Source organism: Nonomuraea sp. NPDC001699 (genome assembly GCF_053596455.1).
Genome location: NZ_JBSFGF010000003.1, coordinates 95,365 through 120,390 on the forward strand (window position 1 = coordinate 95,365; position 25,026 = coordinate 120,390).

Genomic DNA, 25,026 nt, shown 5'->3' on the forward strand with positions numbered 1-25,026 from the left:
CATGCTCGCGGTCGTCGCAGCGATCATCTTCGGGTTGGGCTTCCTGCTCGACCTGGTGGGCGTGAGGATCCCCGGTGGGATCTCCGGCATGACGTTCGTCCTGCTGGGTCTGACCTTGCTGGCCCTGCACCAGGCAGGTATCGGCACGGCGAGCGTCCGCAGTGGGTCCGGCAACTGGCGCGGACGCACCCGCCGCTGAGCCAGGACAAGAACAAAGGGTCCGGGCGGGAGGCCGACCAAGCCTCCCGCCCGGACCCCCAAAGCATCAGATGCAGGCAAATATCCAGACAAAAAACCGAGGTCACCCCTTACCGGGAAACCTCATGATCACGGTGCTCCCCCCGCTCCCCACCCGCAACGTGAAATCGGAGGAGAGCAGCCGGGCCACCCACAACCCCATCCCCCCGACGGCCCCCGGCAGCGGCCCGGGCTTCCAGGACCCCTCGTCGTGCACCTCGACCACCAGGTCCCCGCCGATCACCCACGTCCGCATCGCGGCCCGGCCGGCCCCGTGCGTGACCGCGTTGGTCGCCACCTCGTTGACCGCGATGACGAAGTCGCCGACCGCCTCCTCGGGCATCCCGACGGCGCGAGCCTCGTCCTCGGCGAACTGCCGGACCGTCGGCAGATCCGGCAGCCGGAAGCGCAGCTCCTTCACGGGCACGCCGGGTGGCGGGCTCGTGTAGCCCGACTGAGGCTCGACGTCCTCGTTCACCCGGCGACTCGCCTTTCTCTCACCAGCCGACCAGCGGCTAACCGACCAGCAGCTCACTGCGGAGCTGGTCGAGTACCTTACGGAGAATCCGTGAGACGTGCATCTGCGAGATGCCGAACTCCGCGGCGATCTCGGCCTGCGTCATGTTGCCGAAGAAGCGCAGCAGCAGGATGTGCTTCTCGCGGCTGGGCAGCGCGTCGATGAGCGGCTTGACGGCCTCACGGTCGACCATGGTGCTCAGCGTGTCGTCGTCCTCGGGGATGACGTCGCCGAGCGAGGCCGCGTCGTCGTCGGTGCCGAGCGGCGCGTCGAGCGACAGCGTGCTGTACGCGGCCGAGGCGTCGAGGGTGAGCAGGACGTCCTCCTCCGAGATGTTCATCTTCGCGGCCAGCTCGGCCACGGTCGGGGACCTGCCGAGGTCCTGGCTGAGGTCGGCGACGAGCCGGTTGAGCTCGGACCGGCGCTCCTGGTAGAGGCGCGGAACCCGGATGGCCCAGGTGCGGTCGCGGAAGTGCCGCTTGACCTCACCGGTCATCGTGACGACGGCGTAGCCCCTGAAGGCGTGGCCGAGGCTCGGGTCGAAGCCGTTGACGGCCTTCATCAGGCCGACGTACGCGGCCTGGAGGAGGTCCTCCAGAGGTTCGCCCCGGTAGCGGTAACGCCTGGCGATCTCCATGGCCAGCGGCCGGTGCATCTCCACGATGCGCTCGCGCAGCCGTTCCCTGTGGCTGTCGGGTGTGCCTTCCCTGACCATCTCGGCCAGGAGGTCTTCTGCTGACATCTCCTCGAGGACGTATTCCTGCACAGCCATCGCTGCTCCTCATATGGGTCGCAGGGCGGCCTCCGCCAGCAGAAAAAGCCCAGGCAGAGGCACGCCTCGCTCTACTCTCGAGACGGAAGCCCTCTGCTGGACTTCGGATCCAGTGTCCCCCCTGCCGCGAGAAGTATTCCTCGGTCGCGTGGTGACAGTAGGGTTGCTTCGTGACAATGCCCGAAAACGGCGAGGGGCCCGTGGCCGCCCTGAGCCTGACGTCGTCGACCGTCGACGAGATCACAGTCGTCAAGGTCGACGGCGTGCTCGACGCCACGACGCGTGAGCAGTTCGCCGACTACCTGTCGCTCACCGGCACCGACCTGATACTCGACCTGGCCGGGGTGACGTTCATGGATTCGCGCGCGCTCGGGCTGATAGTCCATCACTGGCAGACCAGCCTGACGTCGGGTTCGAAGTTCGCCCTGGTGGGAGTGGAGTACTCGAAGTCGAAAGTGATGTGGATCACCGGGCTGGCCCAGCGCCTGCCGCTGTACGACACGCTCGACGACGCGCTGGCCGCCATCGGCTGAGGCCCTATGCGCGACGCGTCGACTTGCGCTGATGCTCCTCCACCAGGAGCCTGGCCAGATCGGCCACCTTGACCTGATGGTGCTGCGAGATCCTGCGCAGCTCCTCGAAGGCGGCCTCGGCCGTGCACCCGCTGGTCTGCATGATGATGCCCTTGGCCTGGTCGATGACCGACCGTCCGGCCAGGGCCTCCTGGAGCTGGGCGGCGTCGGTGCGCACCTCCTCGAACTCCCACATGTTGGCCATGGCCACCCCGACCTGCTCGGTCAGCATGTCGGCCAGCGAGTGGGCGGCCTGCGGGGAGAAGGCTCCCCTGCGGACCGAGTAGAGTCCGACGATGAGCTGCGCCGGCGCCACCTCGATGGGCACGATCAGTACCGACCGCACCCCCCAGCGGGTCGCCAGTGCGTTGTAGCGGGGCCAGCGGCTGTCGGTCAGCACGTCGCCCAGGCTCGCGCGGGCGCCGCTCTGGCGGGCCTCGAGAGAGGGCCCCTCGCCGAGCTCGCGCTCGCCCTCGACCAGCATGATCAGCTCGCTGTGCGAGCCGGAGACCAGCACCCGCTGGTCGCGCCAGTGTTCGGCCGAGCCGCCCGAGCACCCGGGCACACCGGCCGCCAGCGCCGTGGTCAGGCCGCGCAGGACGCTCTCCGTGGAGGTGTCCTCGCCCAGCCGCCCCAGCGCCGCCAGGTCTCGGGCAAGCCCGGGAGTGATCATCGCCGTCGATTCCATAGCAAGAAGCCCCTACCCCTTATGGCTACCGTTATCCCCGGTGGCGTAGCGTCAAAGGATGACCATGCCGGACCTCGAACACGCTCTGGACGCGCTGGCGGGACGCGTGTCGTCCTTGCGTGAGGCGAGGACCGCCTACCCTACCGACCTCGCGCCCACGCTCGACGCCGCCCTGGCCGAACTGGACACCGCCGCCGAGTTGCTGGCCGAGGCGCGCGAGGCGCTGCGCAAGGCGCCCAAGCGGGCCGCGAGCAAGAAGGACGGCACACAGCGCGAGCTGAAGCTGCTGCGCCAGGTGTTCCGGGCCTTCCCGGTGCCGGTGATCGTGCTCGACGGCGGCGGGGTGGTCCGGCGGATCAACCCCGAGACCTCGCGGGTGCTCGGCAGCCCTGACGGCTACCTGGTCGGGCGGTCGTTCCCGCTGCTGGTCGACGTCTCCAGGCGGGCGGCGTTCCGCTCGCACCTGAACTCGGTGCTGCAGACCGGGCAGCCGTCGGCGTTCGAGACGCGGCTGGCGCACCAGGGCCGGACGCACACCGTGCAGCTCGCGCTGACGCGGGTGACGATGCCGGGCGAGCCGCAGCAGATGGTGGCGGCCGTGGCGCTGCCCACCGAGGTGCAGCTGCCCGAGCCCGGCGGGCGACGGCCGGAGCAGTCCGACGGTGCGCTGCTGCTGGCCGCGTCCAGGCGGCAGGACCTGCTGGCCAGGATCGGCGCGCTGCTGCTGGACGAGGAGGCGCTGCTGCGCCCGGTGGCGCTGCCGCGGACGACGCGGCTGCTGGCGGCCGAGTGGGCCGACTGGGTGATCGCCGACCTGGTGCGCGACGGGCTGCCGAGGCGTTCGGTGGTGGTGGCGCCGAAGAACCACCCGCTGGGCGACCTGGTGCGGCTGGTGGAGTCGGCCGACCCGGCCGGCAGCCAGGTGGTGATGCAGGTGCTGGAGCGCGGCTCGGGCGTGGTGCACGAGATGGTCGACGACGAGTCGCTGCTCGGCTTCGCCGCCGACGGGCCGCTGCTGACCGCGATGGGGGCCGGCTCGATGTTGTCGGTGCCGATCGGGCAGTCCGACGGGGTGCTGACGCTGGTGCGCACGCACGACAGGCAGCCGTTCTCGCTGGCCGACCTCGGCGTCCTGCAGGACGTCGGGATGCAGCTCGGCCTGGCCGTACGCGCCCAGTCGAGCTTCCAGAGCCGTTCGCGCGCCGCCGACGCCCTGTCGGCCAGCGTGGCCCCGCGCAACCTGCCCGACGTGCCCGGCTACGAGGCGTCGGCGGTCTACCACCCGGGCGCCTCGGTGGGCGCGGAGTTCTACGACGTGTTCCCGGTCGCGGGCGGCTGGGGGTTCGCCCTGGGCGGCGCGGCGGGCAAGGGCGAGGAGGCGGCCTCGGTCAGCGCCATGGTGCGCGGCGGGCTGCGGGTGCTCAGCACCTGGGAGTCCCACCCCGACCTGGTGATCCGCAAGGTCAACCAGGCCTTGGTGGCGCAGGGAACGGGCATGTTCGTGATGGCCGTGGCGGGGTTCGTCAAGGGCCGGAAGATCCAGTTGTCCTCGGCGGGCCATCATCCGGCGGCGCTGCTGCAGCCCGACGGCAACGTGCGCTTCGCGGCGGGCGGCGGCGTGCCGCTGGGCATCTCCCCCGAGGCCGAGACGGGCGTGCAGGAGCTGACGGTCTCCGTCGGGGAGACGCTGGTGCTCTACTCCGAGGGCCTGATCTCCTCCAGGAACGACTCCGGCGAGCCGTACGGCGAGGAGCGGCTGGCCGACGTGCTGGGGCGTTGCGCGGGGCAGTCACCGGCCACCGTGGTCAAGGCCGTGGAGGCAGACCGGCACGCTTTCTCCGGCGGCCAGGTGTGGGACGAGATCGTCGTCCTCGCCCTCAAGGGTGTCTGATCTGCGGGGGTTTGCGATCCGGCTAAACATGGGTATTGTCTTTCCGTAGAACAACGTGCCTAAGACGCAGGCACACCTTGAAGCCTTTTCCACGCTGAGGTGTGCCATGAATATTGCGATCGTCGCGTCCGCCAAGGGAAACCAGCACCACCGTATTCTCTCCGTAGCACGCGAGCTGGGGCGCGAGCACCACGTCACCATCTACTCCCGCCGTGACGACGCCGAGGGCAAGCCCAAGACGCGGGTGGCCCCGGGGGTCACTCTGGAGCAGATCGACGTGGGCCCGGCCAAGGACCTCATGCCGGAAGACCTCGTCCCGTACCTGAACGACGTGGGCGAGCACCTGATGAAGCGGTGGAACCAGGAGCGGCCGGACGTCATCCACGCCCACTCCTGGACCGGGGGCCTCGCCGCCGTGGCGGGTGCCAAGGGCTTGGACGTGCCGGTCATGCAGACCTTCCACACCGTGGACGCCACGCACCAGAAGCTGGAGCGGGCGCTGGGACGCCGGGCCAAGGCGGTCATCGCCGGCTCGGGCGACGAGGAGTCGGCGTTGATCAGGCTGGGCGTGCCGCGCGGGAACATCGCGATCGTGCCGCATGGTGTGGACACCGAGCGCTTCCAGCGACGCGGGGCGATCGCCACCAAGGGCGCCCGCAAGCGGCTGGTGCACGTGGGGCCGCTGTCGCCCGAGCGCGGGGCGTACACGGCGGTGCGGGCGCTGCAGGGGCTGACGGACGTGGAGCTGGTCATCGCGGGCGGCCCCGAGCCCGAGGACCTGGACCAGGACAGGGACGCGCGCCGGCTGCGGGCGCTGGCCGAGCAGCTCGGCGTCGCCGACCGGGTGACGCTGCTCGGGCAGGTCAAGCGGGCCTCGGTGCCCAAGCTGATGCGCAGCGCGGACGCCGTGGTGTCGGTGCCGCGCGAGGCCGCGACGGGCGTCGTCGCGCTGGAGGCCATGGCCTGCGGCGTGCCGGTGATCGCCTCGGCCGTGGGCGCCCACCTCGACTCCGTGATCGACGGCGTGACCGGCCTGCTGGTCCCGCCGGACCGCCCGGCGCGCACCGCGCGGCTGGCCCGCGAGCTGCTGTGCGACCCGACGCTGCGCACCGCGCTCGGGTACGCCGGCGCCGACCGCGCCCGCTCGCGCTACTCCTGGGAGCGCGTGAGCCAGGAGCTGGTCCGCGTCTACGAGGCGGCCTGCGCCTGACGGAACGTACGAGAGGCGGGCGGCGACAGCCGCCCGCCTCTCGCCGTCCCCGGGCGGAACCGGGAGCCGCTGCGCAGGACGAGTCGACCCGGGCGGGGCGCCATGCCTGTCCGGAAGGGGCCCTTGTTACCGGAGTGACGCCTTTGCTTCGATGGTCCGCATGTCTACACGCGGTTCGATCCTGGCGGCGGCGGCGCTCATCACGGCCCTCGCCCTCCCCCAGAGCGCACAGGCGGAGACGTCGAGGTGGGGCGCGCCCGTCCTCGTCGAGAACTTCGACGGCTCCTCGGTCGACACGAGCAGGTGGATGGTCTACCACTCGCCGGACGCGGAGCGTAACCCCCGTACAGGCAAGGCCGCCACGGTCGCGAACGGGATGTTGCGCCTCAAGGGCGGCCGGTACGGCGGCAGGGACCTGTCCGGCGGCGTGGCCACCCGGCTGGCCCAGCGGTACGGCAGGTGGGAGGTGCGGTTCAGGGCCGAGGCGGGCAACGGCTACACGCCGGTCGCGCTGCTCTGGCCCACCTCCCAGGGCGAGGGCGACGGCTACGCCGAGGTCGACTTCGCCGAGATCGTGGATCCGCGCCGGCAGGGCGGCGGCATCTTCGTGCACGGCGGCCGCGGGCGCGCGCAGCGGCAGCTCCGGGCCGACTTCACCCGCTGGCACACCGCCGCGGTGGACTGGCTCCCCGGCCGGCTGACGTTCTGGCTGGACGGCAGGAAGGTGTGGGACTACCGCGGCCCCTACGTGCCCGACAGCGACCGGATGGGCCTGGCGCTGCAGAACGACGTGGTGTGCGAGCCCCGGTGCCGCGACTCCGCCACCCCGGCGACGGTCTCCATGTACGTGGACTGGGTGAAGGTCTACCGGCCGTCCTGAGGCAGCAGCCTGGCCGCCTTCAGGCCGAGGTGCACGGTCAGCCGGTCGTCGCCCTCGGACAGGTCCCGGTGCAGGAGGCGTTCGGCCTTGCCGAGGCGGTAGTAGAGGGTCTGGCGGTGGATCCCCAGCTCGGCGGCCGTCTTCTGGGCGTGGCCGCCGAGGTCGAGGTAGACCTCCAGCGTCTGGGCCAGCTCGGCGTCCAGCGCGGCGGTCTCGGCGGCCAGCTCGCGCAGGTCGGAGCGGCCGAGGCGGGCCAGCAGGCGGTGCACGCCCAGGTCCTGCCAGCGGGCGATGGGGGCGTGCCGGGGGAAGTGCTCGGCGATGCGCAGCGCCTGACGGGCCTCGCGCCAGCTCTGCCACGCCTCGGCCGGGTCGGACCTGGGGGCCCCGATGCCGGCGGCGGTGCCGTACGCGCTCTGCAGGGTCTGGGCGACCTCCCCGGCCAGGTGGGCGGGGGCGAGCAGGGCGACGGGCGAGCCGGTGCGGGCCAGCACGCCGCGTGGGAGCGTCCAGAGGGCGGCCACCCGCTCGCTGGACTCGCGCACGGCGACGGCGGCGACCGGGCCGGGAACCTCGATGGAGGCCGCGGCGCGCTCCTCGGGGTCGGCCGAGAGCAGGGCGAGCAGGCCACGACCGAGGTCCTGGCGGCTCCTGGCCTCCTGGGCGAGCGCGGCGGCGGCCCTGGCGACCAGCGGCGCGACGCGGCCCAGCGCCTCGTCGGCAAGGCTGCCGGAGTCCAGCAGCCACAGGTAGCCGTAGGTGACCTCGCCGTGCCGCAGCGGCCAGCAGACCCGCGCCAGCACTTTGAGCTCGGCGTCCGCGGGGATGCGGACCGGGCCGCCGGCCCTGGCGATGCCGTAGCGTTCGAAGTAGTCGCGCACCTCGCCGGTGGCGCGGCGGCGCAGGATCGACTCCTGGCGGACCGTGTCGATGTCGCCGTGCTGGGCGCCGTAGGCGAGCAGCCGGAACGAGCGGTCCTCCAGCGTCGCGGACGCCCCCAGCGTGGCGGCGATCTCGTCGACTATTTCCTGAAGGTCGGACGTGTTGTGCATTTGTATGACAGCCTGCCACATCGATCGTTACGCGCGTTCATGGCCCCCTCTGACCTGGGGTTTCTAGACTTGAGGCATGTTGGGTCAACTGCTCCTTGCCGCCTCCGGGAGCGGCGTCGTACGCCGTTCCGTGTCAGGCTTCCCGCTCACCCGCAAAGTGGTGGACCGGTTCGTCGCCGGCGAGAGCGTCCAGGAGGCCCGGAACGCCATCGAACGGCTGCGCGACGCCAACCTGGCCGTGACCGTCGACCACCTCGGCGAGGAGACGCGCGACGCGCGGGCCGCCGAGACCGTGGCGCAGGCGTACGTGACGCTGCTGGAGGCGCTGAAGCCGCTGCAGCTCGGCCGCCGGGGCGAGGTGTCGGTGAAGCTGTCGGCCGTCGGCCAGCGGCTCGACGACGGCATGGCCCTGGAGCACGCCCGCCAGATCTGCGCCGCCGCGGCGGCCAACGGCTCCACCGTGACCCTCGACATGGAGGACCACACCACCGTCGACTCGACGCTGGGCATCCTGCGCAAGCTGCGCGAGGACTACCCCGCGACCGGCGTGGCCATCCAGGCGTACCTGTTCCGCAGCGAGGACGACTGCCGCGACCTGGCCCACGAAGGCTCCCGCGTACGGCTGGTCAAGGGCGCCTACCGCGAGCCCGCCTCGGTCGCGCACCAGGACAAGCAGGACGTGGACAAGGCGTACGTGCGATGCCTGCGCATCCTCATGGCGGGGAAGGGTTACCCCATGGTGGCCACGCACGACGACCGGCTGATCTCCATCACCGAGCTGCTCGCCGACCGCTTCGGCCGGACGCTCGGCGACCACGAGTTCCAGATGCTCTACGGGATCAGGACCGACCGGCAGGAGGCCCTCGCCGGGGCCGGCCACACGGTCCGCGTGTACGTCCCCTACGGCGACGACTGGTACGGGTACTTCATGCGCCGGCTGGCCGAGCGCCCCGCCAACGTCGCCTTCTTCCTTCGTGCCCTTGGGGGTAAGTAAATGGATGCCATCAGCAACGTCCCCGTCCCCGTGAACGAGCCCGTGCTCGGCTACGCGCCGGGCAGCGCCGAGCGTTCGGCACTGGAGGACCGCATCAAGGAGCTGTCCGGCTCCGCCACCGACCTGACCATGACCATCGACGGCGAGCAGCGGCTCGGCGGCGGCGCGCCCATCGACGTGGTGCAGCCGCACAACCATGCCTCCGTCCTGGGCCGTACCAACGACGCTACGGCTCAGGACGTGCAGGACGCCATCGACGGCGCCCTGCGGGCGGCGCCCGCCTGGCGGGCGCTGTCCTTCGACGAGCGGGCCGCGGTCTTCCTCAAGGCCGCCGACCTGCTGGCCGGCCCGTGGCGCCAGACGCTGAACGCGGCCACCGTGCTGGGTCAGTCGAAGTCGGCGCAGCAGGCGGAGATCGACGCGGCCTGTGAGCTGATCGACTTCCTGCGCTTCAACGTGGCCTACGCCCGTCAGCTCTACTCCGACCAGCCGATCTCGTCGCCCGGCGTGTGGAACCGGATGGAGTACCGGCCCCTTGAGGGGTTCGTGCTGGCGATCACGCCGTTCAACTTCACCGCCATCGCCGGAAATTTGCCGACTTCTGCCGCTTTGATGGGGAATGTCGTCGTCTGGAAGCCGTCGCCGACGCAGCAGCTCGCCGCGCACCACACGATGCGGCTGCTGGAGGCGGCCGGGCTGCCGCCCGGTGTGATCAACATGGTCACCGGCAACGGGCAGGCCGTCTCCGACGTGGCCATGACGCACCCGGCCCTGGCCGGCGTGCACTTCACCGGCTCCACCCCCACCTTCCAGCACCTGTGGGGCACGATCGGCGCCAACATCGCCTCCTACCACGGCTACCCGCGCCTGGTGGGCGAGACCGGCGGCAAGGACTTCGTGCTGGCCCACCCGTCGGCCGACCCCGCCGTGCTCTCGACCGCGCTCGTCAGGGGCGCCTTCGAGTACCAGGGCCAGAAGTGCTCGGCGGCCTCGCGGGCGTACGTGCCGCGTTCGGTGTGGAACCGCATGCGTGACGACTTCGTGGCCACGGCCGAGTCGCTGACCGTGGGCGACGTGGCCGCCGACCTGTCGACGTTCATGGGCGCGGTCATCGACGACCGGGCCTTCGCCAAGCACAAGGACGCCATCGACCGGGCGCGGGCGGCCTCGAACATCGACGTGCTCACCGGCTCGTACGACTCCAGCGTCGGCTACTTCGTCAAGCCGACCATCCTGGAGTGCGCCGACCCGACGGACGAGATCTTCGTCAGGGAGTACTTCGGGCCGATCCTCGGCGTGCACGTCTACGAGGACCGCGACTTCGACACGGTGCTCGACCAGATGGAGGGCATCGCCCCGTACGCGCTGACCGGCTCGATCATCGCCCAGGACCGGTACGCCATCGCGGCGGCCTCGGAGCGGCTGCGCTTCGCGGCGGGCAACTTCTACGTCAACGACAAGCCGACGGGCGCGGTCGTGGGCCAGCAGCCGTTCGGCGGCGCGCGGGCCTCGGGCACCAACGACAAGGCCGGCTCGATCTTCAACCTGATCCGCTGGGTGAACGCCCGCACGATCAAGGAGACGTTCGTCCCGCCGACCGACCACCGCTACCCGCACATGGGCTGACCACCCACCCAGAGCCACGGCCGGCACCCCAACAGGGGTGCCGGCCGTCTCCAATTCCACTGGCGTGGCGTAATGTGCAAGGTTTGTGTCATTGACGCCATCGCAGGGCTGCGACCAGCATGAAGGCATGCAGCGGCGGATCGTGATCGTCGTCTTCCCGGGCTTCCAGTTGCTGGACATGGCCGGGCCGGCCGACGTGTTCGCGACCGCCGACCTGATCGCCCGGGGGCGTGGTTACCGGGTCGAGGTGGTCGCCGCGGAGGCGGGGGCGGTGTGCGCGTCGAACGGGGTCACGGTCATGGCGGGGGCGATCGGCGAGGTGACGGGGGCGCTCGACACGCTCCTGGTCGCCGGCGGGCTGACCGTGCCCCGGCAGCTGGAGGACCGCGCGCTGGTGGCGGCCGTCGGCGACCTGGCGGCGCGGGCCGGACGGGTCGCCTCGGTCTGCAACGGGGCCTTCGTACTGGCCGAGGCCGGGCTGCTCGAACGGCGCAGGGCCACCACCCACTGGCTGGCCGCCGACGACCTGCGCCACCGCTACGCCGACGTCGAGGTGGACCCCGATCCCCTCTACATCGAGGACGGCAACGTCTGGACGTCCGCGGGCGTGCTGTCCGGCGTGGACCTCGCGCTGGCGCTGGTGGCCAGGGACCACGGCCACGAGCTGGCCCGTGACGTCGCCCGCGGGCTCGTCGTCTACCTGCACAGGCCGGGTGGGCAGAGCCAGTTCAGCGCGCCGATGCGGGCCATGACGCCGCGCAGCCTGCCGCTGCGGGAGTTGCAGGGCTACATCGACGCCAACCCGGCCGCCGACCTGAGCGTGCCCGCGCTCGCCCGGCGCGTCGGGATGAGCGAACGGCACTTCTCCCGCGTCTTCACCGAGCAGACCGGCCTGCCACCCGGCAGGTACGTCGAACGCAGCCGCGCCGACGCCGCCAGACGCCTCCTGGAGGTCACCGGGCACCCCCTGGAGACCGTCGCCAGGGAGTCGGGGCTCGGCACGCCGGAGACCCTCTACCGCGTCTTCCGCCGCCACTGGCGGGTGTCGCCGGGCGAGCATCGCCGCAGATTCCAGTCGAAGGAGAAATGACACCATGCATGTGGCAATTCCGCTTTACCACCGTTTCACCGCGCTCGACGCGGTCGGTCCCTACACGGTGCTGGCGTTCGCGCCCGGCGTGACGGTGACGTTCGTGGCCGGGGAGGTGGGGCCGGTGACCGACGACCAGGGCACCCTGTCGATCGCCGCCACCGCGTCGTACGCCGACCTGCCCCGTCCCGACGTGGTGATCGTGCCGGGCGGGCCGGGCACCTTTGAGGCGATGTCCGACGCGGCGCTGCTGGGCTGGCTGCGCGAGGCCCACGAGCACACGCGGTGGACGGCGTCGGTGTGCAGCGGCTCGTACGTGCTGGCCGCGGCGGGGTTGCTCAAGGACCTGCGCGCGACCACCCACTGGGCGGCGCTGGACGGCCTGAAGGAGTTCGGCGCCGAGCCGGTGAGCGAGCGGGTCGTCACCCAGGGCAAGATCGTGACGGCCGCCGGGGTGTCGGCCGGGATCGACATGGCCCTGACCCTGCTGGCCCAGGCCGACGGCGTCGAGACGGCGCAGGCGGTGCAGCTCGCGATCGAGTACGACCCGCAGCCGCCGTTCGACGCGGGCTCGCCCGCCAAGGCGCCCGAGGGCACGGCCGAGCGAGCCCTGAGCCTGATCTCCTGACCACCCGGCCGCCGCGCCCCCGTTCCGACCCCTCGGGACGGGGGCGCCGCCGTTCCCGGGCCCCGCACGGGGTCAGGCGCCGCCCTCCGCGGGGTCGCCGATGGCGCCGAGCGGCAGGACGTCGAAGTGCACGACGACGTGGCCGCCGCCGGCGGGGGCGTCCCTGCCGTCCGACAGCCCGCGGAAGTGGTCCAGCACCTCCAGCACCTGGTCGCGCAGGTCGGCCGTCTCCTCCGGGGTGAGCCGCAGGGAGCGGCGGGCGAACACGCCGGCCTGCATCCATTCCTCGGGAGCCCGCATCGCCCCCTCCCGCCAGCGGGTCAGCTCCGTGCCGCGCTGCCGGACCATGTCGTCCAGCAGGAACCCCAGTGCGGCGTCGACCTCCTCGGGGTTGCCCTTCGCCGGTCCGAAACTGAAGCCGCCGGGCGTGATGCGCCAGTACTTCTCCTTGCCCCGGCCGAGCTCGGGCGCGATCTCGATCATGCCGTGGCGGGCCAGCTCCCGCAGGTGGTAGCTGGTGGCCCCGGTGTTCTGCCCGAGCAGGCCGGCCAGGCCGGTGGCGGTGGACGGGCCGTGCTCGTCGAGCAGCTCGTAGATGCGCAGCCGCAGCGGGTGCGCGAACGACTTCAGTGCATTCGCGTCGAGAGTCCGGGCGGAGAAGCTCTTGCCTTCTGTCACTGTGCAAGCCTATCTTTGCAAAGGAACCTATGCACACTTTTCCTTACACACTATCGGAGTGAGTCGTGAACCGTCTCGGGCGGGCCTTCTGGTTCCTGTGGTCGTCCACCGCGCTGTCGAACCTGGCCGACGGTGTCATGCGGGTCGGCGCGCCGCTGCTGGCGGTGTCCATGACCCGGTCCCCCACCCTGGTGTCGCTGGCCGGGGCCGCCGCGACCGCGCCGTGGCTGCTGTTCGCGCTGCACGCGGGGGCGGTCGCCGACCGCGTCGACCGCCGCCGCGTCATGATGGCCGCCAACACCGCGCGTACGGCGGTGCTGGCGGTGGCGGCGCTGCTGGCCGCGACGGGCCTGCTCAACCTGTGGACGCTGCTCGCGGTGGTGTTCGCGGCCGGTGTGAGCGAGGTCTTCGCCGACACCTCGGCGCAGTCCGTCCTGCCCATGGCCGTCTCCAAGGACGACCTCACCCGGGCCAACGCCCGGATCGTCGGCGTCCAGACCGTCGGCAACGACTTCGTCGGCGCGCCGGTGGCCGGGCTGCTCGCCGGCCTGCTGCCCGCCGCGCTCTTCGGCGCCCCCGCCCTCCTGTACGCCGCCGCCGCGCTGCTCCTGACCGGCATGGCGGGCTCCTTCCGTGCCGCCCCGGCCACATCGGGGCCGCGCCGCCCGCTGCGCGCCGACATCGGCGAGGCACTGCGTTACCTCTTGGCCCACCGCGTCCTGAGAAGGCTGGCGATCTCCGCGGGCCTGCTGAACCTGGCCAACGCCGGCTACTTCGCCGTCTTCGTCCTGTGGGCCGTCGGCGACGGGTCGCGCATCGGCCTGGACCCGAGCGGCTACGGCCTCATGATGACGGCCTTCGCGGCCGGCGCGGTGCTCGGCTCGCCGCTGACCGGGCCGCTCACGCGGCTGGTCGGCGAGTCCCGCACGCTGGTGGGGGCGTGGTCGATCAGCAGCCTGCTGCTGCTCGTCCCCATGCTCGTGCCATCGCCGTGGGCGCTGTACCCGGTGGCGGTGGTGTGGGGGGTGACGGGGGCGGCGGCCAACGTGCTGGTCGTCTCGGTACGCCAGCGGCTGATCCCCGGCGAGCTGCTGGGACGGGTGAACTCCGCCTACCGGCTGATCGGCATGGGCGGCATGCCGGTGGGCGCGGCGCTCGGGGGGGTGGCGGGCGACCTGTTCGGGCTGGCCGCCGTCCTGGCCGGGGCCGCGGGGATGTGCCTGGTGGCGGTGTGGCTCGTGTGGCGCGCCATGCCCGGGCGAATTTCTGCGGCGCTGACCAGCGAACCTACACTTCCCGACATATCCAGATCACGTTAGACACCCTATGCCGTGTGCGGAGATGACATGATTATCCCCGAGCTTGAGGGGATGGTATGCGGGAGATCGGCGGACGGTACCTCCTGAACGAGGAGGCCGGTCGTGGGGGTATGGGAGTCGTCTGGCGGGCGTTCGATCGGCTCCTCCACCGAGAGGTGGCGTTGAAGGAGCTGACTCTGGCCGGTGAGGCCGAGATGGTTCGCCGCCGGGTGCTGCGTGAGGCCCGGATGGCGGCCGGCCTGACGCACCCCAACATCGTCACGGTCCACGACCTGATGGAAGTGGGCGGAAAGCTCTGGATCGTGATGGAGTACCTGCACGGGCTCTCACTCCACCAGCTGCTCTCCCAGGTGGGGACGCTGCCGGCCCAGTCGGTGGTCGCGATCGGCCAGCACCTGCTCGCCGCGCTGCGCACCGCGCACAAGGCCGGGGTGCTCCATCGTGACGTCAAGCCCGCGAACGTCATGCTGACCGGCGACCGGGTGGTGCTGACCGACTTCGGCATCGCCACCGCCGAGGGCGACATCCGCATGACGACCTCGCGGCGGCTGCGCGGCACGCCCGCGTTCATGGCCCCGGAGCGGCTGCACGGCGGGCCGGCCAGCAAGGAGGCCGACATGTGGTCCTTCGGCGCGACGCTCTACAGCGCCGTCGAGGGCCAGCCGCCCTACCCCGGGCAGGACGCGGCCACCGTGCTGGGCATGGCCCGCAGCGGCCCCTACCCGCCGCCGCGGCGGGCCGGGGTGATGCGCCCTCTGATCGAGGGGCTGCTCCACCACGACCCGGTGCGCCGCTACACGCCGGAGCAGACGGCGGGCCTGCTGGCGGGCATGCGTGCCAGCGCCTACCAGGCCGCCATCTGAGCGCTCGCCGAGCCCCGGCGGGCCGCCTTCAGTCGCGCTGGGCGCGGGCCTCGGCCTCGGCGGCGTCCATGGCGGCCGCCTCCTCGGGGGTGGGCGCGGTGCCGCCCAGGTGCGCGGGCTGCCACCACACGCCCGGCGGCACCTCCGGGTAGGTGCGCTGCGCGCGGTCGACCAGCTCGGACAGGCGCGTGTGCAGGTCGACGGTGTGCTGGTTGACGTCCTCCCCGCGCTTGGGGTGGAACGGCTCGCCCACCAGGATGGTGATCGGCACGTGCCGCTGGGTGAGCTGCTTGGGCCTGCCCTTGGTCCACATGCGCTGGCTGCCCCACAGGGCGACCGGGATGACCGGCACGTTGGTGGCCTGGGCCATGCGGATGGCGCCGTTCTTGATCTCCTTGACGGTGAAGGAGCGGCTGATCGTGGCCTCGGCGAAGACGCCCACCACCTCGCCGGCCTTGAGCTTGCGCAGCGCGGTGGCGTACGAGCCGGCGCCGGCGCCGCGGTCGACCGGGATGTGGTGCATGCCGCGCATCAGCGGCCCGGAGATCCGGTGCTCGAAGACGTCCTGCTTGGCCATGAACCGCACCAGCCGCTTGGACGGCAGCGCGGCGAACCCCGCGAAGATGAAGTCGAGATAGCTGATGTGATTGCTCACCAGCACCGCTCCCCCGGTCCGCGGCACGTGCTCGGTGCCCTCCATGTGGAAGCGGTAGTCGAGCACGCGAAAGAGGGTCCGCGCGGCGGCGATCACCGGCGGGTACACAATCTCAGCCATGAGCAGAAGGTAGCCTACTCACGCCGGTCGGCAGGCCACCCGGCGGAACCGTCCGCGCCAGGAGAACATCGGCTCGGGTCACGAGATCGTAGGACATCGTCCCTGTTCACGCGGCGGCGCTTGCCCTCCCGTGAGAACGGGCAGATGTTTTGACCATGAAGAAGCTCATCAATACCGCCGACTCCGTGGTCGAGGACGCGCTGAACGGCATGGCCGCGGCCCATCCCGCGCTGCGGGTCCGCGACCGCGTGGTCTACCGGGCCGCCGGACCGCGGCCCGGCAAGGTGGGGCTGGTGTCCGGCGGCGGCTCGGGCCACGAGCCCCTGCACGCCGGGTTCGTCGGCCACGGCATGCTGGACGCCGCCTGCCCCGGCGAGATCTTCACCTCGCCCGTGCCCGACCAGATCATCGAGGCCACCAGGGCCGTCGACGGCGGCGCCGGCGTGCTGCACATCGTCAAGAACTACACCGGCGACGTGCTCAACTTCGAGATGGCCGCCGAACTGGCCGAGGACAACGACGTGGCCTCCGTGCTGGTGGACGACGACGTGGCCGTCCAGGACTCGACGTACACGGCCGGGCGGCGGGGCACGGGCGCGACGCTGTTCGTGGAGAAGATCGCGGGCGCGCTGGCCGAGGAGGGCGCGCCGCTGACCGAGGTGGCCCGGGTGGCCGGTGAGGTGGACGAGCGCAGCCGGTCCTTCGGCATCGCGCTGACCTCCTGCACGACGCCCGCGGCGGGCAAACCGACGTTCGACCTGCCCGAGACGGACGTGGAGGTGGGCATCGGCATCCACGGCGAGCCGGGCCGCACGCGGGTGCCGATGGCCTCGGCCCGCGAGCTGGCCGCCGTCGCGATGGAGGCCCTGCACAGCGACCTGCCGCTCCGCGGCGACCTGCTGGTCATGGTCAACGGCATGGGCGGCACCCCGCTCATGGAGTTGTACGTGCTGTTCGCCGAGGTGGCGGCGTTCGTGAAGGGCAAGGACGCCCGGGTGGCCCGCTCGCTCGTCGGCAACTACGTGACGAGCCTGGACATGCAGGGCTTCTCGGTCAGCGTGTGCCGGCTCGACGACACCCTCACCCGGCTCTGGGACGCGCCCGTCGAGACGCCCGCGCTGCGCTGGGGCCGTTGATGGACACCCGCTTCTTCGCGGCCTGGCTCGACGAGGCGGCCAGGCTGGTCCGCCGCGACCGGGAGCGGCTGACGGAGCTCGACGCGGCCATCGGCGACGCCGACCACGGCACGAACCTCGACCGGGGCTTCACCGAGGTCGCCAAGGCCCTGGCCGACCGGCCGCCGGACTCGCCAGGACAGGTGCTGACCGAGGCGGGCACGGCCCTCATCCGCCGCGTCGGCGGCGCCTCGGGCCCGCTGTACGGCTCGATGTTCCGCCAGATGGGCCGGACGCTGGCGTCGCCCGTGACGTTGCCCCGCTTCGAGGCGGCGTTCGAGGAGGGGGTCGTCGCGCTGGAACGGCTGGGCAAGGCGGCCCTGGGCGACAAGACCATGGTGGACGCGCTGGTCCCGGCCTCGCGGTCACTGGCCCTGGCCGTACGGGACGGCATCGGGACGCTGGAGGCGTTCCGGCGGGCCGCGGACGCGGCGGCCGAGGGCGCGCGGGAGACGATCCCGCTCCAGGCCCGCAAGGGCCGGGCCAGCTACCTGGGCGAACGCAGCGTCGGGCACGAGGATCCGGGGGCGGCCTCGGCGGCCCTGATCATGGGGGCGCTGGCCGCGGTGGCGGACCGGGAGCAGGCGGAGGGCCGATGGTCGGACTAGTGCTGGTCTCGCACAGCGCCGGGCTGGCGTCCGAGACCGCGGCGCTGGCTCTGGGGATCGCCGCGGAGCCCGTGCCGGTGGCGGCGGCCGGCGGCACCGCGGACGGCGGCCTGGGCACCAGCCTCGACCTCGTCGAGCGGGCGGTGCTGACCGTGGACCAGGGCGACGGCGTGCTGATCATCCCCGACCTCGGCAGCTCGGTGCTGACCGCCCGGCTGCTGGAGCAGGAGGGACGGGTGGTGATCGCGGACGTGCCGTTCGTGGAGGGGGCGGTGGCGGCGTGCGTGGCGGCGTGCGGGGGCGGGTCGCTGGCGGAGGTGCTGGCCGCCGCCGAGGAGGCCCGCACCTACCGCAAACTCTGACCAGCCCCGCACCTCCCCCGGCCCTGGCGGTGTCCGGTCGCCCGGTGCGCACTGGAGTGAGGCCCGGCCCGTCAGTGGCCCTTGAATGCCTCCTCCAGCCACCACGAGCCGCGTTCGCCGGTGATCTTGGCGTGCACCAGCAGCGGGCGGTCCCTGGGCCCCTTGAGCCATTCGGCCACGCCCGCCAGCCCGGCGGCGTCCGTGACGGTCACCGCCGCGAACCCGTACCCGCGGGCGATCGCCGCCAGGTCGGCGGGCGGGAACCGGACCGTGTCCAGCCGATGCCCGTGCGGCCCGAAGTGGTGCACCTCGGCCCCGTACGCCTCGTCGTCGTAGACCACCACCACCATGGGCAGCCCCAGCCGGACGACCGTCTCCAGCTCGGCGATGCCCATCAGCGCGCCGCCGTCGCCCAGGGCGGCCACGGGGAGCCGGTCGGGACGGGCCAGGGCGGCGCCGATCGCGGTCGCCAGGCCGAGCCCGATCGACTGGAACGCCTGTGTGAAGCAGAACCCGCCCTCGTCCGGCACGTCCAGGAACATCGAGGGGTATCCCATGAAGTTGCCGGAGTCGACGGACACGACGCGTTCGGTCGGGAGCAGGTCGTCCAGGGCGATGGTGAGCGTTCTGGGGTCGATGCGTCCTGCGCCGCTCTCGTCCTGGTACGGGACCGTCCGCCAGCGGCCTTCGTCCCGGATGCGCCGGGCCAGCTCGGCCGACCGGTAACCCGGCGCGGCGCCGCCCGGCACGGTCAGGGCGGCCGCCATGGCGCGGACGTCGCCGACCACCCCGAGGTGGACCGGGACGTGGACGCCGACGGCCGCCGGGTCGAGGTCGACCTGGGCCACCCTCGCCTCCGGCCCGATCAGCGAACCGTGCCGGGTGGTCCACATGTTCAGCGCGCAGCCCCAGCCGACGACCAGGTCCGCGCCGCGGATCAGCTCGGCGGCCAGGGGGGTGGCGAAGCCGCCGCTCACGTCGAGGTCCCAGGGGTTGCCGCGGAACAGGCCCTTGGCGACGGCGGAGGTGGCCAGCAGGGCGCCGGCGCGGTCGGCCAGCGCCTCCAGCTCGCGGCGGGCGTGCCGGGCGCCACGGCCCGCGACGAACACCGGCCGTCGCGCCCCGGCCAGCAACCGCCCCAGCTCCGCGACCTGCTCCTCCGCCCCGACCTGGCCCTCGTGGCCTGACGGGCCCGCGGCGCCCGCCGCCGACGCCGTTACGCCGGACGCCGGGGCGGACTGCACGTCGAGCGGCAGGTTCAGCAGGACCGTGCGGCGCTCCTGGGAGGCCGCGCGGAAGGCTTCGAGCGCCCGTTCCCGCGCGGTCGCCGCCTCCGTGACCCGCATGGGGACCGCGCCCACCGCCGTCGCCAGGGCGTCCTGGTCGACGTGGAAGTTGGAGCGCGCATCCGTCGCCTCGCCGGCCAGGACGATCATCGGGGTACGGCTCTTGGCCGCCTCGGCGATCCCCGTCATGGCGTTGGTCAGCCCCGGCCCCTGGTGCACCGTGACGACGGCGACCTCGCCGCTCATCCGGGCGTAGGCGTCGGCCATGGTCGCCGCGCCGCCCTCGTGCCGCGCGGCGACGAAGCGCACGCCGTGCTCGACCAGCGCGTTCGTGACGTGGAAGTTGCCGCTGCCGACCACCCCGAACGCCGTACGGACGCCGCTCGCGGCCAGCGTCCGGCCGACCGCCGCGGCCGCCGTCTCCGGGACGGTCAACGTTCCACCAGGGCCAGCACGCGGACGGGGCTGCCGGAGCCGCCCGTGATGGGCAGCGGCGGCGCGACCACGGCGGCCCCGGTCACCGGCAGGCGGTCGAGGTTGCGCAGCTGGGTCAGGCCGTACTTGCCCGCGCCGAGCAGGAACGAGTGGCAGGGGAAGGCCGGGTCGAAGGAGTGGGCGGCGCCGGCGTCGGTGCCGACGGTCTCCACGCCGAGCCCGAGAATCGGCGTCTCGGCCGCCAGCCAGGACGCGCACTCGGCCGAGATGCCCGGCGTGTGCGGGCCGGTCTCGTCGACGTTGAGGTAGGCGGCCTGGTCGGCGGAGCGGGCGTCCCAGCCGGTGCGGTAGAGCAGCCAGCCGCCGTCGGGCAGCGGGCCGTTGGCGCGTTCCCACTCCTTGACGTGGTCGATCTGGAGGAGGAAGTCGGGGTCCTTGGACGCCTCGGCGGCGAAGTCGAGCACGACCGCGGGCGCGATCAGGCTGCGTACGGGCACCTGGGAGACGTCCTGGCCGTCGCGGGCGGTGACCCAGTGGACCGGGGCGTCGAAGTGGGTGCCGGTGTGCTCGCCGGTGTGGATGTCGTTCCAGTACCAGGCCGGCCCGCGGTCGTCGTAACGGCTGATCTCCTCCAGCCGGAACGGGCTGGTGTTGCCGAACGGCTCGGGGAGCTGGAGGATCGGCGTCTCGGAGCTGAGGGGCGCGGTGAGGTCGATCACCTCGATCGCCCCGCTGCGCACGTGGTCCAGGAAGCTCTGCAACACCGACATGTCATCCTCCTCGTTGGGCTGAGCGCATCCTCCTCCAGTCGGGCTCACCTGTGCAAACATGGTCGGTTCCGCAGCCCGCCGGCGCGCGCCTCACGGCCGCAGCGACTCGGGCAGCAGGTCGCCGTGCGCCTTGAGCAGCGCCCGGCACAGCTCGTCGATCTGGTCGAGGGTCAGGGTGGCGGCCGTGTTCGGGTCGGCCATCATGGCGTGCCGCACATGCTCGGGACGGCCCTCGACCGCGGCGCGCACGGTCAGCTCGTTGACGTTGACGTAGGCCCGGTTGAGCGCGGCGCACTGGGCGGGCAGGTCGCCGACCGCGACCGGCCGCACGCCGAGCGCGTCGGCCACGACGGGCACCTCGACCACGCATCCGGCGGGCAGGTTCCCGATCAGGCCGTGGTTGGGCACGTTGCCGTAGACGGTGCGGCCGGCGCCCGTCGTGACGCTGTGGATGATCTGCGGGGCGTACTCCATGGTCCCCTCGGCGGTGATCGGCCGGCCCGCCCTGAGCGCGTCGCGCGTGGCCTCGTAGGCGCGGACGTTCTCCTCGCTGATGCCGAGGTAGGCGCCCACGGGGATGCGCAGCCGCTCGATCTCGGCGTCGTCGTGCAGGTACCAGGGCACGTACTCGGCCGAGTGCTCGCTGGTCTCGGTCGGGTAGTGGCCGAGCCTGCGGTACATGTCCACGCGGACCCGGCGCAGCAGGCCGGGGTCGGCCGCGATGACCTCGTCCAGGCGCGGGTACAGGCTCCGGCCGCCGGACTCGAAGCGCAGCAGCCACGACTGGTGGTTCACCCCGGCCGCCAGGTACGTGACCTCCTCGTACGGCACCCCCACCAGCTCGGCCAGGTCGTGGACGGTCCAGTAGATCGAATGGCACAGGCCGACGACGTTGCGCACCGGGGTGGCCGCCGCCAGGTACCAGACGTTCATGGCCATCGGGTTGGTGTAGTTGAGCAGCCAGGCGTCCGGGCAGACCTCGGCCATGGCCCGGCCGATGCGGTCGAGCGCGGGGAAGGTGCGCAGCGCGCGGAAGATCCCGCCCACGCCGATGGTGTCGGCGATCGTCTGGCGCAGGCCGTACCGGGCGGGCAGCTCGAAGTCGACGCGGGTGGCGTCGATCATGCCGACCTGGATCATGTTGATCGCGAAGTCGGCGTCCTCCAGCGAGCGCCGCAGGTCCGGGTGGGCGGAGACGGCGATGTCCGCCCGGTCGCCGACGATGGCGCGGGCGGCGGCCTCGGCGGTCTCCAGGCGCTCGGGGTGGATGTCGTGCAGGGCCACCTCGAAGGGGCCGAGGTCGGTGAACCCGACCAGGTCGGCCAGCAGGCCCTGGGTGAACTCGACGCTTCCCGCGCCGAGGAAGGTGATCTTCACAGTTCCTTCCAGGTGGGTTGGGCGGCGGTGCCGCCGGCCGCGCGGGTGGACAGGGATCCGCAGGCCACGGCCACGTCCAGGCATGCGCGCGGGCTCATCCCGCGCAGCCTGGCGGCGAGGAAGCCCGCGTTGAAGCTGTCGCCCGCGCCGACGGTGTCCACGGGCTCGACGGGCACGGCCGGGGCCCGCGTCACCAGGCCCGACTCCCAGGCCAGTGCGCCGTTCGCGCCGTCCCTGACGACGACGGCCGGCCCGAGGGCGCCCAGCCGCGCCGCGGCGTCCACGTCGGGGTTGGCGTCGCCGACGACCAGCAGGTCGAACGGCACAGGAAGACGCATGGTCACTCCTCGCGAACGATGGTTCGGATTCGTGGCGATGCGCGCTGTTCCGCACTCTCCGTGCCGCGCCCTCGCCGGGGACGCCGGAGTGGCGTGGCCCATGGACCGTAGGACGATCACGCCAGCACGCTGAGCGTGCCTCCCTTCCGCTGCCCCATAGAATTGCGCGTTCTTGCACCTATGTCCAGAGTTCGCGGCAGGAAGGCGTCACGCCTTCGTCCACTCCGCGCATCCGGCGGTCTGGAACGCCTTGTCGCCGGGCTCGATGGTGACGCTCGCCGGGCCCGTCGGGGCGCCCGCGTTGATCACCGAGCCGATGTCGGGGGACGTGCTGTTCAGCCGGGCCCAGAAGCAGTTCGTGGAGCCCGCGACGGGACCGGTGGTGCGGTAGGTGCCGGGCTGGATGTCCACACCCACGACGAGCGTCCGCATCCCGGCGGTCAGCCCGGTCTGAGCGGGACCGGTCTGCGCAGGCCCGGTCTGAGCGGGTCCCGTCTGGGTGGGGCCGGTTCGGGGCGGGCCGGTCTGGGCTGGGCCGGTCTGGGCTGGGCCGGTCTGGGTTGGGCCGGTTTGCGCAGGGCCGGTCTGGAGGGGGTCCGTCTGCGGGGTGTCGGGCTGGGTGGCCGGGCCGGAGGCCGAGGGCTCGCCCGAAGGCGGGCCCGTGCCCTCGACCGTCACCGTGACCCTGGGGGCGGGCGAGGCCGACGAATCGTCCGCGCCGTACCCGACGAAGACGCCCAGGATGAAGGCCACCACCGCGGCCAGCCCGGACACGAGCAGGATGATCGGCGGACTGCTCGTCGCCCGGGGAAGCTCGGGGGGGCCGTACGTCACGGACCCAAGGGTGCCATCTCCATCGACACCCCTGTCAACGCCCCTGTCAACGGTGGAGGTAGTCGACGAGCGACTCCTTCTCCGTCTCCAGCTCCTCGATCGCGCTCTTGACCACGTCACCGATGCTGACGATGCCCACCAGGCGGCCGTTCTCGACCACGGGCATGTGCCGGAACCGGTGGGTGGTCATCCTGCGGCGCAGTTCATCGACGTTGTCACCGGGCCCGGCCGTGCGGACCTCGGTCGTCATGATCGAGGAGACCGGCGCGTCGAGGATCTCCGGGCCCCGGTCGTGCAGCCGCCGCACCACGTCGCGCTCGGAGACGATCCCCTGGATCGTCGTGCCGTCGGTGGAGACGACGACCGCGCCGATGTTGTGGTCGGCGAGCTTGCCGAGCAGTTCCCGCACCGTCTCCTCCGGTGCCACCGTAGTCACAGCGCTTCCCTTGTTGCGCAGGATCGTCCCGATGAGCATGTGCACCACCTCTGCTCCCAATCTCCCCGGCCGGGGCCCGGCTTATGCCCGGTCCTCCAGGCAAACAACCGAGTGGGGACCCCGTCAAGCGGTCACGTAGGCTGACTTGCCGCATCTCCGACGACGTGGAAGGCACCATGACCGAGCAGCTCAACACCGGAAGCCACGACCTCCCCATCACCCCGGAGCTGGCCGCGTTCATGCGTACCGGCTGGGCCGACACGCGGCGTACCGGCGTGGCCGCGCTGCCGATCGCCCCCTGGGCGGCCCGGCGCAGGGCGGCGCTGGCCGCGCGTTTCCCCGGTGAGCGCCTGGTCGTCCCGGCGGGCACGCTCAAGGTGCGCAGCAACGACAGCGACTACCGGTTCCGGCCGCACAGCGCGTACTCCTACCTGACGGGCGCGGGCGAGCCCGGCGACGTGCTCGTGGTCGAGCCGTCCGGGCAGGCTGTCCTGTACGTGCGCCCGCGCTCGCCGCGCGAGGAGGGCGAGGAGTTCTACCGCGACCGCCGCTACGGCGAGTTCTGGGTGGGCCGCAGGCCCGACCTGGCCGAGGCGTCCGAGCTGTACCAGATCGAGTGCGCGCACATCCGCGACCTGCGGCTGGAGGGCCCGGCCCGCGTGCTGCGCGGCGTCGACGCCTCCGTGGACGCCCTGGCGCCGGCCGGCGGGCGTGACACCGAGCTGGAGGTGTTCCTGTCGGAGATGCGGCTGATCAAGGACGAGTGGGAGGTCGGCGAGCTCCAGTCGGCCGTGGACGCCACCGTGCGCGGCTTCGAGGACGTCGTCCGCGCCCTTCCCGCGGCCATCGGCCACCCGCGCGGCGAGCGTTACCTGGAGGGCGTGTTCGGGCTGCGCTCGCGCCTGGAGGGCAACGCGGTCGGCTACGACAGCATCGTGGCCTCCGGCGCCCACGCCTGCGTGCTGCACTGGATCCGCAACGACGGCGCGCTGACCGAGGGCGACCTGCTCCTGCTGGACGCCGGCGTCGAGACCGACACCCTGTACACCGCCGACGTGACCCGCACGTTCCCGCTGTCGGGCCGGTTCACGCCGGCGCAGCGGCAGGCGTACGAGCTGGTCCTGGCCGCGCAGGACGCCGGCATCGCGGCGCTCAAGCCCGGCGCGAGCTTCCGCGACTTCCACCTGGCCGCCATGCGCGCCATCTGCGAGGGCCTGCACGGCTGGGGCCTGCTGAAGGACTCCCCCGACGCGCTCATGGAGTCCGGCCTGTACCGGCGCTACACGCTGTGCAGCAGCGGCCACATGCTCGGCCTCGACGTGCACGACTGCGCCAGGTCTCGCACCGAGGTCTACCTCGACGGCGTGCTGGAGGAGGGGAACGTCCTGACGGTCGAGCCCGGCCTGTACTTCCAGCCCGACGACCTGACGCTGCCCGCCGAGCTGCGCGGCATGGGCATCCGCATCGAGGACGACCTCGTGATCACCGCCGAGGGCGCCACCCTGATGTCGAAGGCGCTCCCCCGCCACCCGGACGAGATCGAGTCCTGGATGAACGTCGTCCGTTCGTGACGAACCGGGCACTTCTCGTGGATGCCTGACAAGGGGTGACCC

27 protein-coding genes are annotated in these 25,026 nt (G+C 72.2%); 15 read left to right on the forward strand and 12 right to left on the reverse strand.

Annotation, left to right across the window (positions count from 1 at the left end):
• Position 1 precedes the first annotated feature (1 nt).
• Positions 2 to 199, forward strand: coding sequence for a hypothetical protein (locus tag ACWCSU_RS10595; RefSeq protein WP_364092520.1), 198 nt, complete (start codon positions 2 to 4; stop codon positions 197 to 199).
• Positions 200 to 301: 102 nt separating this feature from the next.
• On the opposite strand, the gene ACWCSU_RS10600 is transcribed toward ACWCSU_RS10595, so the two are convergent.
• Together ACWCSU_RS10600 and ACWCSU_RS10605 are read right to left on the reverse strand one after the other, a co-directional pair.
• Entirely contained in the window at positions 302 to 715 is a 414-nt protein-coding gene (locus ACWCSU_RS10600; protein ID WP_449934838.1) for an ATP-binding protein, read from the reverse strand.
• A gap of 37 nt (positions 716 to 752) precedes the next feature.
• A complete protein-coding gene (locus tag ACWCSU_RS10605; RefSeq protein ID WP_364092523.1) occupies positions 753 to 1,526 on the reverse strand; it encodes a SigB/SigF/SigG family RNA polymerase sigma factor in 774 nt (257 codons plus the stop codon).
• A gap of 176 nt (positions 1,527 to 1,702) precedes the next feature.
• Between ACWCSU_RS10605 and ACWCSU_RS10610 the strand changes: the two genes are divergently transcribed.
• Positions 1,703 to 2,059, forward strand: a complete 357-nt coding sequence (locus tag ACWCSU_RS10610) for an STAS domain-containing protein (RefSeq protein ID WP_357704633.1) — start codon at positions 1,703 to 1,705, stop codon at positions 2,057 to 2,059.
• 4 nt (positions 2,060 to 2,063) lie between these two features.
• Here the strand turns inward: ACWCSU_RS10610 and ACWCSU_RS10615 are convergent, their stop codons facing one another.
• Positions 2,064 to 2,771, reverse strand: a complete 708-nt coding sequence (locus ACWCSU_RS10615; protein ID WP_357704599.1) for an ANTAR domain-containing response regulator — start codon at positions 2,769 to 2,771, stop codon at positions 2,064 to 2,066.
• Positions 2,772 to 2,844: 73 nt separating this feature from the next.
• On the opposite strand from ACWCSU_RS10615, the gene ACWCSU_RS10620 reads away from it, so the two are divergent.
• The 3 genes from ACWCSU_RS10620 to ACWCSU_RS10630 all read left to right on the forward strand — a co-directional run bounded on the left by ACWCSU_RS10620 (position 2,845) and on the right by ACWCSU_RS10630 (position 6,767).
• Positions 2,845 to 4,677, forward strand: a complete 1,833-nt coding sequence (locus ACWCSU_RS10620; protein ID WP_449934839.1) for a SpoIIE family protein phosphatase — start codon at positions 2,845 to 2,847, stop codon at positions 4,675 to 4,677.
• Positions 4,678 to 4,783: 106 nt separating this feature from the next.
• Positions 4,784 to 5,887 carry a glycosyltransferase gene (locus tag ACWCSU_RS10625; RefSeq protein WP_357704595.1) on the forward strand — a complete coding sequence of 368 codons (1,104 nt, stop codon included), beginning with the start codon at positions 4,784 to 4,786 and terminating at the stop codon, positions 5,885 to 5,887.
• A gap of 160 nt (positions 5,888 to 6,047) precedes the next feature.
• Positions 6,048 to 6,767: a glycoside hydrolase family 16 protein gene (locus ACWCSU_RS10630; protein WP_364092529.1), complete on the forward strand. Its 720-nt coding sequence runs from the start codon at positions 6,048 to 6,050 to the stop codon at positions 6,765 to 6,767.
• Here ACWCSU_RS10630 and ACWCSU_RS10635 read toward each other — a convergent pair.
• Positions 6,752 to 7,819, reverse strand: a complete 1,068-nt coding sequence (locus ACWCSU_RS10635; protein WP_449934840.1) for a PucR family transcriptional regulator — start codon at positions 7,817 to 7,819, stop codon at positions 6,752 to 6,754. The genes ACWCSU_RS10630 and ACWCSU_RS10635 overlap by 16 nt on opposite strands.
• Before the next feature lie 76 nt (positions 7,820 to 7,895).
• Between ACWCSU_RS10635 and ACWCSU_RS10640 the strand changes: the two genes are divergently transcribed.
• From ACWCSU_RS10640 to ACWCSU_RS10655, 4 genes are all read left to right on the forward strand, one after another.
• Positions 7,896 to 8,813, forward strand: coding sequence for a proline dehydrogenase family protein (locus tag ACWCSU_RS10640; RefSeq protein WP_397039164.1), 918 nt, complete (start codon positions 7,896 to 7,898; stop codon positions 8,811 to 8,813).
• Positions 8,814 to 10,439, forward strand: coding sequence for an L-glutamate gamma-semialdehyde dehydrogenase (gene pruA / locus ACWCSU_RS10645; protein ID WP_357704587.1), 1,626 nt, complete (start codon positions 8,814 to 8,816; stop codon positions 10,437 to 10,439). It begins immediately after the preceding gene.
• A gap of 127 nt (positions 10,440 to 10,566) precedes the next feature.
• Positions 10,567 to 11,529 carry a GlxA family transcriptional regulator gene (locus ACWCSU_RS10650; protein ID WP_449934841.1) on the forward strand — a complete coding sequence of 321 codons (963 nt, stop codon included), beginning with the start codon at positions 10,567 to 10,569 and terminating at the stop codon, positions 11,527 to 11,529.
• A 4-nt stretch (positions 11,530 to 11,533) separates the two neighbouring features.
• Positions 11,534 to 12,157, forward strand: a complete 624-nt coding sequence (locus tag ACWCSU_RS10655) for a DJ-1/PfpI family protein (protein ID WP_449934842.1) — start codon at positions 11,534 to 11,536, stop codon at positions 12,155 to 12,157.
• A gap of 72 nt (positions 12,158 to 12,229) precedes the next feature.
• On the opposite strand, the gene ACWCSU_RS10660 is transcribed toward ACWCSU_RS10655, so the two are convergent.
• On the reverse strand, positions 12,230 to 12,835 hold the full coding sequence (locus ACWCSU_RS10660) for an ArsR/SmtB family transcription factor (protein WP_449934843.1): 606 nt from the start codon (positions 12,833 to 12,835) through the stop codon (positions 12,230 to 12,232).
• A gap of 65 nt (positions 12,836 to 12,900) precedes the next feature.
• Between ACWCSU_RS10660 and ACWCSU_RS10665 the strand changes: the two genes are divergently transcribed.
• A complete protein-coding gene (locus ACWCSU_RS10665; protein WP_449934844.1) occupies positions 12,901 to 14,154 on the forward strand; it encodes an MFS transporter in 1,254 nt (417 codons plus the stop codon).
• Positions 14,155 to 14,210: 56 nt separating this feature from the next.
• Positions 14,211 to 15,017 (forward strand): serine/threonine-protein kinase, encoded by an 807-nt coding sequence (locus ACWCSU_RS10670; protein WP_352358144.1) that lies wholly within the window; start codon positions 14,211 to 14,213, stop codon positions 15,015 to 15,017.
• A 28-nt stretch (positions 15,018 to 15,045) separates the two neighbouring features.
• Here the strand turns inward: ACWCSU_RS10670 and ACWCSU_RS10675 are convergent, their stop codons facing one another.
• Positions 15,046 to 15,792, reverse strand: a complete 747-nt coding sequence (locus ACWCSU_RS10675) for a lysophospholipid acyltransferase family protein (RefSeq protein ID WP_357704577.1) — start codon at positions 15,790 to 15,792, stop codon at positions 15,046 to 15,048.
• A gap of 155 nt (positions 15,793 to 15,947) precedes the next feature.
• On the opposite strand from ACWCSU_RS10675, the gene dhaK reads away from it, so the two are divergent.
• Genes dhaK through ACWCSU_RS10690 form a run of 3 tightly spaced genes read left to right on the forward strand, consistent with a single transcriptional unit; the run spans position 15,948 to position 17,937 of the window.
• Positions 15,948 to 16,928: a dihydroxyacetone kinase subunit DhaK gene (gene dhaK / locus ACWCSU_RS10680; protein WP_449934845.1), complete on the forward strand. Its 981-nt coding sequence runs from the start codon at positions 15,948 to 15,950 to the stop codon at positions 16,926 to 16,928.
• Entirely contained in the window at positions 16,928 to 17,575 is a 648-nt protein-coding gene (dhaL, locus tag ACWCSU_RS10685) for a dihydroxyacetone kinase subunit DhaL (protein WP_357704573.1), read from the forward strand. The genes dhaK and dhaL overlap by 1 nt, the downstream gene beginning before the upstream one ends.
• Entirely contained in the window at positions 17,563 to 17,937 is a 375-nt protein-coding gene (locus ACWCSU_RS10690) for a PTS-dependent dihydroxyacetone kinase phosphotransferase subunit DhaM (RefSeq protein ID WP_357704571.1), read from the forward strand. The genes dhaL and ACWCSU_RS10690 overlap by 13 nt, the downstream gene beginning before the upstream one ends.
• A gap of 71 nt (positions 17,938 to 18,008) precedes the next feature.
• On the opposite strand, the gene ACWCSU_RS10695 is transcribed toward ACWCSU_RS10690, so the two are convergent.
• The 6 genes from ACWCSU_RS10695 to ACWCSU_RS10720 form a co-directional block, all read right to left on the reverse strand.
• On the reverse strand, positions 18,009 to 19,658 hold the full coding sequence (locus ACWCSU_RS10695) for a thiamine pyrophosphate-binding protein (RefSeq protein ID WP_449934846.1): 1,650 nt from the start codon (positions 19,656 to 19,658) through the stop codon (positions 18,009 to 18,011).
• A complete protein-coding gene (locus ACWCSU_RS10700) occupies positions 19,655 to 20,428 on the reverse strand; it encodes a cyclase family protein (protein ID WP_357704567.1) in 774 nt (257 codons plus the stop codon). The genes ACWCSU_RS10695 and ACWCSU_RS10700 overlap by 4 nt, the downstream gene beginning before the upstream one ends.
• A gap of 90 nt (positions 20,429 to 20,518) precedes the next feature.
• On the reverse strand, positions 20,519 to 21,805 hold the full coding sequence (gene melA / locus ACWCSU_RS10705) for an alpha-galactosidase (RefSeq protein WP_449934847.1): 1,287 nt from the start codon (positions 21,803 to 21,805) through the stop codon (positions 20,519 to 20,521).
• Positions 21,802 to 22,143 carry a carbohydrate kinase family protein gene (locus tag ACWCSU_RS10710; protein WP_449934848.1) on the reverse strand — a complete coding sequence of 114 codons (342 nt, stop codon included), beginning with the start codon at positions 22,141 to 22,143 and terminating at the stop codon, positions 21,802 to 21,804. The genes melA and ACWCSU_RS10710 overlap by 4 nt, the downstream gene beginning before the upstream one ends.
• Positions 22,144 to 22,350: 207 nt before the next feature.
• Positions 22,351 to 22,977, reverse strand: a complete 627-nt coding sequence (locus tag ACWCSU_RS10715; RefSeq protein WP_449934849.1) for a hypothetical protein — start codon at positions 22,975 to 22,977, stop codon at positions 22,351 to 22,353.
• A 46-nt stretch (positions 22,978 to 23,023) separates the two neighbouring features.
• A complete protein-coding gene (locus ACWCSU_RS10720; protein ID WP_357704559.1) occupies positions 23,024 to 23,452 on the reverse strand; it encodes a CBS domain-containing protein in 429 nt (142 codons plus the stop codon).
• A gap of 137 nt (positions 23,453 to 23,589) precedes the next feature.
• Here ACWCSU_RS10720 and ACWCSU_RS10725 point away from each other — a divergent pair, with 137 nt between their 5' ends.
• A complete protein-coding gene (locus ACWCSU_RS10725) occupies positions 23,590 to 24,984 on the forward strand; it encodes an aminopeptidase P family protein (protein ID WP_357704557.1) in 1,395 nt (464 codons plus the stop codon).
• Positions 24,985 to 25,026: the final 42 nt, after the last annotated feature.

Bases quoted from the DNA above. Each gene is read 5' to 3' on its own strand.
- ACWCSU_RS10655 (WP_449934842.1), top strand. From the start codon at position 11,534: ATGCATGTGGCAATTCCGCTTTACCACCGTTTCACCGCGCTCGACGCG.
- ACWCSU_RS10650 (WP_449934841.1), top strand. From the start codon at position 10,567: ATGCAGCGGCGGATCGTGATCGTCGTCTTCCCGGGCTTCCAGTTGCTG.
- ACWCSU_RS10625 (WP_357704595.1), top strand. From the start codon at position 4,784: ATGAATATTGCGATCGTCGCGTCCGCCAAGGGAAACCAGCACCACCGT.
- ACWCSU_RS10690 (WP_357704571.1), top strand. From the start codon at position 17,563: ATGGTCGGACTAGTGCTGGTCTCGCACAGCGCCGGGCTGGCGTCCGAG.
- pruA (WP_357704587.1), top strand. From the start codon at position 8,814: ATGGATGCCATCAGCAACGTCCCCGTCCCCGTGAACGAGCCCGTGCTC.
- ACWCSU_RS10725 (WP_357704557.1), top strand. From the start codon at position 23,590: ATGACCGAGCAGCTCAACACCGGAAGCCACGACCTCCCCATCACCCCG.
- ACWCSU_RS10670 (WP_352358144.1), top strand. From the start codon at position 14,211: ATGCGGGAGATCGGCGGACGGTACCTCCTGAACGAGGAGGCCGGTCGT.
- ACWCSU_RS10595 (WP_364092520.1), top strand. From the start codon at position 2: ATGCTCGCGGTCGTCGCAGCGATCATCTTCGGGTTGGGCTTCCTGCTC.
- ACWCSU_RS10720 (WP_357704559.1), bottom strand. From the start codon at position 23,452: ATGCTCATCGGGACGATCCTGCGCAACAAGGGAAGCGCTGTGACTACG.
- ACWCSU_RS10610 (WP_357704633.1), top strand. From the start codon at position 1,703: ATGCCCGAAAACGGCGAGGGGCCCGTGGCCGCCCTGAGCCTGACGTCG.
- dhaK (WP_449934845.1), top strand. From the start codon at position 15,948: ATGAAGAAGCTCATCAATACCGCCGACTCCGTGGTCGAGGACGCGCTG.
- ACWCSU_RS10675 (WP_357704577.1), bottom strand. From the start codon at position 15,792: ATGGCTGAGATTGTGTACCCGCCGGTGATCGCCGCCGCGCGGACCCTC.
- ACWCSU_RS10635 (WP_449934840.1), bottom strand. From the start codon at position 7,819: ATGCACAACACGTCCGACCTTCAGGAAATAGTCGACGAGATCGCCGCC.
- ACWCSU_RS10620 (WP_449934839.1), top strand. From the start codon at position 2,845: ATGACCATGCCGGACCTCGAACACGCTCTGGACGCGCTGGCGGGACGC.
- ACWCSU_RS10640 (WP_397039164.1), top strand. From the start codon at position 7,896: ATGTTGGGTCAACTGCTCCTTGCCGCCTCCGGGAGCGGCGTCGTACGC.
- ACWCSU_RS10710 (WP_449934848.1), bottom strand. From the start codon at position 22,143: ATGCGTCTTCCTGTGCCGTTCGACCTGCTGGTCGTCGGCGACGCCAAC.
- dhaL (WP_357704573.1), top strand. From the start codon at position 16,928: ATGGACACCCGCTTCTTCGCGGCCTGGCTCGACGAGGCGGCCAGGCTG.
- ACWCSU_RS10605 (WP_364092523.1), bottom strand. From the start codon at position 1,526: ATGGCTGTGCAGGAATACGTCCTCGAGGAGATGTCAGCAGAAGACCTC.
- ACWCSU_RS10615 (WP_357704599.1), bottom strand. From the start codon at position 2,771: ATGATCACTCCCGGGCTTGCCCGAGACCTGGCGGCGCTGGGGCGGCTG.
- ACWCSU_RS10630 (WP_364092529.1), top strand. From the start codon at position 6,048: ATGTCTACACGCGGTTCGATCCTGGCGGCGGCGGCGCTCATCACGGCC.
- ACWCSU_RS10700 (WP_357704567.1), bottom strand. From the start codon at position 20,428: ATGTCGGTGTTGCAGAGCTTCCTGGACCACGTGCGCAGCGGGGCGATC.